This window comes from Actinocorallia lasiicapitis (assembly GCF_054778695.1).
In genome coordinates, this window is the sequence record NZ_BAAGZI010000290.1 from 1 (window position 1) to 7,715 (window position 7,715).

At 71.3% G+C, this 7,715-nt stretch carries 10 protein-coding genes; 3 read left to right on the forward strand and 7 right to left on the reverse strand.

The annotated features are described in order from the left end of the window. The 4 genes from ACYVE7_RS24995 to ACYVE7_RS25010 all read right to left on the reverse strand — a co-directional run. A partial coding sequence (locus ACYVE7_RS24995) for an FAD-dependent oxidoreductase (RefSeq protein ID WP_460367751.1) occupies window positions 1-538 on the reverse strand: 538 nt, incomplete at its 3' end. Next, entirely contained in the window at window positions 531-710 is a 180-nt protein-coding gene (locus ACYVE7_RS25000; protein ID WP_460367753.1) for a rubredoxin, read from the reverse strand. The genes ACYVE7_RS25000 and ACYVE7_RS24995, both read right to left, overlap by 8 nt. Window positions 711-712: 2 nt before the next feature. Further along, window positions 713-871, reverse strand: coding sequence for a rubredoxin (locus ACYVE7_RS25005; protein ID WP_460367755.1), 159 nt, complete (start codon window positions 869-871; stop codon window positions 713-715). Next, entirely contained in the window at window positions 868-2,016 is a 1,149-nt protein-coding gene (locus ACYVE7_RS25010) for an alkane 1-monooxygenase (RefSeq protein ID WP_460367756.1), read from the reverse strand. Before ACYVE7_RS25010 ends, ACYVE7_RS25005 begins: the two co-directional genes overlap by 4 nt. A 101-nt stretch (window positions 2,017-2,117) precedes the next feature. Between ACYVE7_RS25010 and ACYVE7_RS25015 the strand changes: the two genes are divergently transcribed. Next, window positions 2,118-2,711 carry a TetR family transcriptional regulator gene (locus ACYVE7_RS25015; RefSeq protein WP_460367758.1) on the forward strand — a complete coding sequence of 198 codons (594 nt, stop codon included), beginning with the start codon at window positions 2,118-2,120 and terminating at the stop codon, window positions 2,709-2,711. An 83-nt stretch (window positions 2,712-2,794) separates the two neighbouring features. Then, window positions 2,795-3,967: a cytochrome P450 gene (locus tag ACYVE7_RS25020; RefSeq protein WP_460367760.1), complete on the forward strand. Its 1,173-nt coding sequence runs from the start codon at window positions 2,795-2,797 to the stop codon at window positions 3,965-3,967. Here ACYVE7_RS25020 and ACYVE7_RS25025 read toward each other — a convergent pair. Further along, a complete protein-coding gene (locus ACYVE7_RS25025) occupies window positions 3,907-4,821 on the reverse strand; it encodes a DMT family transporter (protein ID WP_460367761.1) in 915 nt (304 codons plus the stop codon). The two genes, ACYVE7_RS25020 and ACYVE7_RS25025, sit on opposite strands and share 61 nt — an antisense overlap. 75 nt (window positions 4,822-4,896) lie before the next feature. Further along, the gene (locus ACYVE7_RS25030) at window positions 4,897-5,847 is read right to left on the reverse strand and encodes an aldo/keto reductase (protein ID WP_460367763.1); all 951 of its coding nucleotides are present in this window, start codon (window positions 5,845-5,847) and stop codon (window positions 4,897-4,899) included. 93 nt (window positions 5,848-5,940) lie between these two features. Here ACYVE7_RS25030 and ACYVE7_RS25035 point away from each other — a divergent pair, with 93 nt between their 5' ends. Beyond that, window positions 5,941-6,231 carry a HesB/IscA family protein gene (locus ACYVE7_RS25035; protein WP_460367765.1) on the forward strand — a complete coding sequence of 97 codons (291 nt, stop codon included), beginning with the start codon at window positions 5,941-5,943 and terminating at the stop codon, window positions 6,229-6,231. A gap of 2 nt (window positions 6,232-6,233) precedes the next feature. On the opposite strand, the gene ACYVE7_RS25040 is transcribed toward ACYVE7_RS25035, so the two are convergent. Beyond that, a partial coding sequence (locus tag ACYVE7_RS25040) for an OmpA family protein (protein WP_460367767.1) occupies window positions 6,234-7,715 on the reverse strand: 1,482 nt, incomplete at its 5' end.

Below are 7,715 nucleotides of genomic sequence, written 5' to 3' on the forward strand. Positions count from 1 at the left end.
GCGCCGGGAGCACCCGGCCGAGCACGTGCGGCGCGGCTTCCAGGACCGTCACCGCGCAGCCGAGGGTCCGGGCGGTGGCGGCGGCCTCGAGTCCGACGAGCCCGCCGCCGATCACGGTCAACCGGCCGTGCTCCAGCAGTTCGGCGCGCAGGGCGAGGGAGTCGCCCAGGGTGCGCAGCACCCGGGCGCCCGGCAGGGTCCGTGCGGTTCCGCCGGTGGCCAGCAGGAGCCGGTCGTACGGGAGCGCGGCGCCGTCGGCCAGTTCGACGAGCGACCGGTCGCGGTCGATCTCGATCGCCCGGACCCCGGTCAGCAGGCCGATGCCCTGGGCCGCCCAGAACTCCGGCTGCTTGATCCGGAGCCGTTCCGGCGCGGTCTTCCCGGCGAGCACGTCCTTCGACAGCGGCGGCCTGCGGTAGGGGTCGGCGGGCTCCGCGCCCACCAGCAGCACCTCACCGGTGAAACCCTCGGAACGCAGGGTCAGGGCCGCGGTGGCGCCGGCGATGCCGGCGCCCACGATGACGATCCGGTCAGGCACGGGTGATCTCGGTCATCTCGAAGTCGGCCTTGGCGGCGCCGCAGTCGGGGCAGGTCCAGTCGTCGGGCAGGTCCGCCCAGCGGGTGCCGGGCGCGATGCCCTCGTCGGGCCAGCCCTCGGCCTCGTCGTAGATCAGCCCGCAGACCAGGCACTGCCAGAGCTTGTAGTCCATCCTCAGACCCTCTCGAAATCGATCTTGTCACGGACCCCGCAGTCGGGGCAGGTCCAGTCGTCGGGGACGGCCGTCCAGAGGGTCCCTGCGGGGAAGCCCTCACGCGGGTCGCCCACCGCTTCGTCAAAGGTGTACGCGCAGACGGGGCACCGGTAGCTCACGCGGCCACCTCGTAACGGGCGTGCTTGCCGGGGTGGACGTTGGCGCGGGAGGCGTCGCCGTCGTAGTGGGCGAGGACCCGCTTGTCCATGACCCGCCGCCACAGCGGCGGGAAGTACGCCAGCACGATCATGGTGGCGTAGCCCGACGGAAGCTCGGGGGCCTCCTCGAAGTGGCGCAGCGCCTGGTACCGCCGGGTGGGGTTGGCGTGGTGGTCGCTGTGCCGCTGCAGGTGGTAGAGGAGCACGTTCGAGGCGATGTTGTTGCTGTTCCAGCTGTGCTGGGGCGTGCAGCGCTCGTACCGGCCGGTGGCGGTGCGCTGCCGGAGCAGCCCGTAGTGCTCCAGATAGTTGACGACCTCGAGCAGCGAGAACCCGAACACCGCCTGGATCAGCAGGTAGGGCAGGATCCCGGGACCGAACCCGAGGACGAGCGCCGCGAACAGGCCGAGGCTCATCGCCCAGGCGTTCAGCACGTCGTTGCCGATCCGCCACGGGCCCTTGCCGGAGCGGGCCAGCCGCGCCTTCTCCAGATGCCAGCCGGACCGCAGGCTGCCGGCCACGCTGCGCGGCAGGAACAGCCAGAAGTTCTCGCCGAGCCGCGAGCTGGCCGGGTCCTCGGGGGTGGCGACGCGGACGTGGTGGCCGCGGTTGTGCTCGATGTAGAAGTGGCCGTAGCAGGTCTGGGCGAGCGCGATCTTGGAGAGCCAGCGCTCCGCCGACTCCTTCTTGTGGCCCAGTTCGTGGGCGGTGTTGATGCCGATGCCGCCGACCGCCCCGAGCGTCAGGGCGAGGCCGATCTTGTCGACGGCGGCGAGCCCGCCGCGCGTCCACAGCCAGCAGCCGAGGAGGAGCCCCGCGTACTGGACGGGCAGGAACAGGTAGGTGCACCAGCGGTAGTACTTCTGCTCTTCCAGCCAGGCCAGCAGGCTCTCGGGCGGGTTCACCGAGTCCTTGCCGACGAGCTGGTCGAGCACCGGGAAGAGGAGGAACAGGATGATCAGCCCCGACCACCAGAAGACGCCGAGCCCGGTCAGCTCCGCCAGCCCCCAGGCGATGAACGGGAACGACGGAACGAACAGGCCGAGCAGCCACAGGTACTTCTTCGGATCCGCCCAGCCGGTTTCCGTCCGGGTGGGTTCCGACAAGGTGGGTTCCATCACGCCTCCAGTGGACACTTTGCCCGAGAACTGTCTAGAAAGTAGACATAGCGAAGGTAGAGTGTCAATAGCCGGTAAAGTGAGGCACCATGACGGAGTACCGGGAGTCCGTGCGTTCCCTGCTGAAGGACCGCCTGCTCGACGCCGCCTACGAGCTCGTGACCGGAAACGGCTGGGCCCGGCTGCGGATGTCGCACATCGCGACGACCGCGGGCGTCAGCCGCCAGACGGTCTACAACGAGTACGGCACCAAGGACGCCATCGGCCAGGCGCTCGTCATGCGCGAGGTCGAGCGGTTCCTGCTCGGCATCGCCGAGCAGCTCGACGCCCACCGCACCGACGCCCAGGCCGCGTTCGAGGCGGCCGTCGCCTACACGCTCACCCTGGCCGCCGACAATCCGCTCCTCAAGGCCATCCTCACCAGCTCGCGCGGCGGTGACGAGGAGCTGCTCACCCATCTCACGACCCGTTCGGAACCGCTGATCGACACCGCGAGCATCATGCTCGACACCTACGCCGCCGACGCGTGGCCGGAGGTGGAGCGGGCCGACCGGGCGCTGGCCGTCGAGACGGTCGTCCGGCTCACCGTCAGCCACATGGTGCAGCCGGTCGCCGCGCCCGAGGCCACCGCCGCCAGGATCGCCCGCGCCGTCGTCCGGATCGCGCGGCTCCCCGAACACTGATCATTTCCGCGCCCCGATGCTCTTGCGCTCGACCCGTCGGCAAACCTAGCGTTCGCTCAAGCGATGGCGAAGGAGCCGAGACCATGACGCAGGCACCCCCTCCGATCCAGGGTTTTCCCGCCACCGCCTACGGCGCCGGGCACCCCCTCGACCTGTACGCGGGGTTCCGCCGCGACGGTCTGGTCCGCCATCCGGATCTGCCGCTCTGGATCGTCTCCCGCCACGCCGACGTGCAGCGGGTCGTCACCGATCCGGTCGCGTTCCGCAACCGCGACGGCATCCTCATCGAGGAGCTCGGCACCTCCTACGACGCCCCGCCCACGCTCCTGCACACCGACCCGCCCGACCACACCCGCTACCGCGGGCTGGTCGCGCCCGCTTTCCGGCCGTCGGTGCTGCGCCGGCTGGAGCCGGAGATCCGCGCCAGGACCACCGCGCTGCTGGACGCCGGGGTCCGCGACATCGTCCGGGACCTCGCGGTGCCGCTCCCCCTCCAGGTGATCTGCCTGCTGCTCGGCATCCCCGAGAACGACTGGCAGCGGTTCGAACTCTGGTCGGACGCGTTCGTGCCGGGCGCCTCCACCCGCTCGGCGGAGGAGGACACCGCCCTGAAGGTCGAGTGCGGGATGTACCTGGTCGGCCAGGCCCACGCCCGCAGAGCCGACCCGGGCGAGGACGTCATCTCCCAGCTCGCCACCCTCGAACTGGACGGCGACCAGCTCACCGACGGTGAGCTCGTCATGTTCCTCATCCAGCTTCTGGTCGCGGGCAACGAGACGACCAGGCACGCCCTGTCGGGCGGGCTGGTGGCGCTGGCCGACGACGCCGCCCAGTGGGCGCTGCTGCGGGAGCGGCCCGAACTGATCCCCGGCGCCGTCGAGGAGATCCTCCGCTGGACGTCACCGGTCGTCTACTTCCTGCGGACGGCGTCGGCCGACACCGAACTGGCCGGCACGAAGATCGCGGCGGGTGAGAAGCTGATGCTGCTGTACGGGTCGGCCAACCACGATCCCCGGGCGTTCGGGCCGACCGCCGACCTGTTCGACGTCACCAGGGACTCCCCGGCGCTGAACCTGGCGTTCGGGTTCGGGCCGCACTTCTGCCTCGGCGCGGCGCTGGCCCGGATGGAGCTGCGGATCGTGCTGGAGGAGCTGACCTCCCGGTACCGGCGGCTGAAGCGGACGGGTGAACCGGTCTACAACGGCTCGACGGTCGTGGCCGGGCTCCGCTCCGCGCCCCTGTCGCTGATCGTCTGATCCTTCTGGGGACGGGTGGCGAGCACGGAACCGGTGAGGATCAGCGCGAAAGCCGCGATGATCCCGGCGGTCAGCGGCTCGTCCAGCAGCAGCACCCCGGCCGTCACCGCGACGGCCGGGTTCACATAGGTGAAGACCAGCGCGCGCGACGGGCCGACCTCAGCGATCAGCGCGAGGAACAGCACGAACGCGAGCGCGGTGCAGATCAGGCCGAGCGCCAGGATCGAGCCGACGACCTGGCCCGACGGCATCCGGTCGGGCAGGGTCAGCCCGGCCGGGATCAGGTAGAACAGCGCGGCACTGCCCAGGCAGACCGCGGTCAGCGGCATCGTCGGCACGCCCTGGAGCTTGCGGTCGGCGATGATCGGGGCGATGGCGTAGCCGGTGGCCGTCAGCAGCACCTCGACGATCGACCAGCCGGATTCGCGGCGCAGCGCCGGCGCCGCCAGCACCGCGACCCCGCCGAAGCCGAGGCCGAGCCCGGCCCAGCGCAGCAGGCTCAGCCGCTCACTGCCGCCCAGCAGCTTCGCGAAGACCACACTCATGATCGGCGACGCCGCGATCAGCAGTCCGCTGAACGAACTGGTGAGCTGCTTCTCGGCGTGCGACAGCAGCAGCCACGGAATGAAGATCTCCAGCACCGCGAAGGCGGCGATCCACCTGCCGTGCCCTCGCAGCGGCGCGAACCCGTCGCCGCGCAGCGCGAGCGGCAGCAGCACCAGCGCGCCGATCGCACAGCGCAGGAACACCAGCAGCGGGGCGGACACGCCCTCCACCGCCACCTTGATGAGCAGATACGGGATGCCCCATACGACGCTCATCGCGAGGAAGAGCAGGACGCCCCGCCGACTCATCAGCCACCGCCAGGAAAGAAACCTACAAGAACAGGTACGAACCTAGCGTGGCTCCTTACCACGATCAATGCCGTCTCATGCGGAGGCCTCGTCGAGCGCGCGGAGCTCCGCGGTCGTCAGATCGACGTCCGCGACCGCGAGCAGCGCGGCGAGCTGGTCGACGGAGCGGGCGCTGGCGATCGGCGCGGCCACCGTGGGCTGGTCCTTCAGCCAGGACAGGGCGACGGTCGCCACCTCCACCCCGCGATCCGCTGCGATCTTGTCGAGGGCGTCCAGGACGGCCAGCGCCTTCGGCGACCCGGCCAGCTCGGCCGCCCGGGCCGCGCGCGGGCTGTCCACGACCGGGCCGCCCGGCCGGTACTTCCCGGTCAGGAACCCCGCGGCGAGCCCGAAGTACGGCATCGCCGACAGGCCGTGCTGGACGGCCAGCACCGACAGGTCGCCCTCGTAGGTGTCCCGCGAGACCAGGTTGTAGTGCGGCTGGATCGCGACGTACTTGGCGAGGCCCTCCCGGTCGGCGAACTCCAGCGACGCCCGCAGCCGCGCCGCGCTGATGTTCGACACTCCGACCTGGCGGACCTTGCCCGCCCTCACCAGGCCGTCGAGCGCCGTCACGATCTCCTCGACGGGCGTGGACTCGTCGTCGAAGTGCGTGTAGTAGAGATCGATGCGGTCCGTGCCGAGCCGCCGCAGCGACGCCTCGGCCGCCGCGCGGATCGTCTCGGCCTTCAGCCCCTTGAACTCCGGGTGCGCGCCGACCTTGGTGGCCACGACGACCGTGTCGCGGCCGCCGCGCGAGGCCAGCCAGCGGCCGATGACCTCCTCGGACTCGCCGCCCGAGTGGCCCGGCACCCACGAGGAGTAGGCGTCGGCGGTGTCGACGAAGTTCCCGCCGGCCTCGGTGAACCGGTCGAGGATCGCGAACGAGGCGGCCTCGTCGGCGGTCCAGCCGAAGACGTTGCCGCCCAGGTTGAGCTGGGACACATGCAGGTCGGACCGGCCGACGCGTACTCGTTCGAAAGTCACGCCGATGATCAACCGGAGGGGCCGCCGCGATATTCCCGGATTGAAGGCCGATCCCACGGGTAGGGCGGGCCCATCCGACGAAGGGAAGACATCATGCTCGCACTGACCGATACAGCCGCCACCGTGATCCGCCAGCTCGCGGCCCAGCCGGAGACCCCCGGCACCGGCGGGCTGCGGATCGCCCCCGCCCCCGACACGCCCGCCGCCCTGGCCGTCGGCTTCACGCCCCGGCCGCTGGACGGCGACCAGGTCATCGAGGACGACGGCGCCCGGGTCTTCGTCGACCCGCAGGCCGCGCCCGCCCTCGACGACAAGATCCTCGACGCCGAGGTCGACGGCAACGGCGACATCGCCTTCCTGCTCGGCCTCCAGTCCCAGCCGTAGCGTCAGCCGGCGATCGGGACTTCGAGGACCTTGCCGAACGGGCCGCCGTCGAACGTGACGACCCTGACGTCATCGGGCGGGGCGGGGACGTAGAAGAAGCCGCGGTTGGGCTCGCCCGGCCGCAGCCGGTAGCTGGCCCAGCCGGGCTCCACATAGTCGTGGACCTGGGCGCCCCGCTCGGCGAGCGGACCCATCCGGACGGCGCGGTAGACGTCCTGGGTGGCCGGGTCGATCACGGAGAACGCCGTGAAGTCGCCGCCCGCGTAGTCGAGGTCGGAGTAGTCCGCCAGCGCCGGGAGCTGCCCGGGGCCCTCGTTGACGACGTCGAACACGGCGACCAGGTAGTGGCCGTCCCGGTAGAACGGGCGGACGTCGATCCGGCGCTTCTGGCCGTTGAACCGGCCGTAACGGCTGGCGACGATCTCGCCGTCGGAGGGGCGGAACGCGGCGGGGGCGCCGGCCCCCGCCGTCACGGCGTCCGCGGTCGCGGTCGTCGTGACGTCGGGGGTCCGCTGCTTGATCTGGTAGGAGATCTCGACGCGGCGGTTGCGGGAGCGGGCCAGGGCGTCGTCGGGGCCGCCTTCCTTGGCGACGGGCGCCGCCTCGCCTTCGCCCCGCGCCCGGTACTGGTAGTCGGTGCCGAGCCTGGCCTGGAGTTCGCGGAGCACGGCCGCCGCGCGCCGGCGGGAGAGCTTCAGGTTGTAGTCGTCGGCGCCCTTGCTGTCGGTGTGGCCGATGACGTGGATCGGCGGTTGGGCCGGATCGGCCTTGGCGCGGGTCTCGTCGGCGACCTTGTCCAGGACGGCCTTGGCCTTGCCGGACAACTGCGCGGAGTTGAACGCGAACAGCACGTCGGTGCGCAGGCCGATCCTCTCCTCGACTCCGCTGGACGTGGTCTCCTCGATCTGGCCTTCGGTGATGTCGTAGAGGTTCAGCACGACCGGCGGCTTCATCGGGCCATCCCGCTCGGGCAGGGCCGCGACCGTGCCGGGGGCCGGCGAGATCGACGCGGTCGGCGCGGGCCTCGGGGCGGCGGCGCCGACGGGGATCCCGGTGAACTCGCCGGTCGTGCCGGACGTCAGCGCGGTGACCGTCGTGACGCCTTCGGGGATCGGCGGGTAGTGCACTTCGGCCTGGTAGACGACGCCGGGTGCGAGCCGTCCGCGTTCACTGCCGACCGTCTGGCCGGTCGAGACGGTCCTGCGCGGCTGGTAGACCTTGCGGCCGACCGGATCGACCAGCGGGATGGGGAAGTTCTGGAAGTCGCCCAGCGCGTGGCCGAACGCGTTGATCTCGAACTGTTCCTTGTCGCCGAGGTTGGTCAGCGTGAAGTGCAGCACCGACCGGTCCGGCCGCCGTTCGACGCCCAGCATCTCCACCCGCGCGTGCAGGCCGGAGCTGATCCCGAACCAGCCCTCCTTGGCCAGCGCGCCGCTGGCCGGAACCGCGCCGGAAGGGGCCGCGGACGGCGGGGGCGGCGGGGG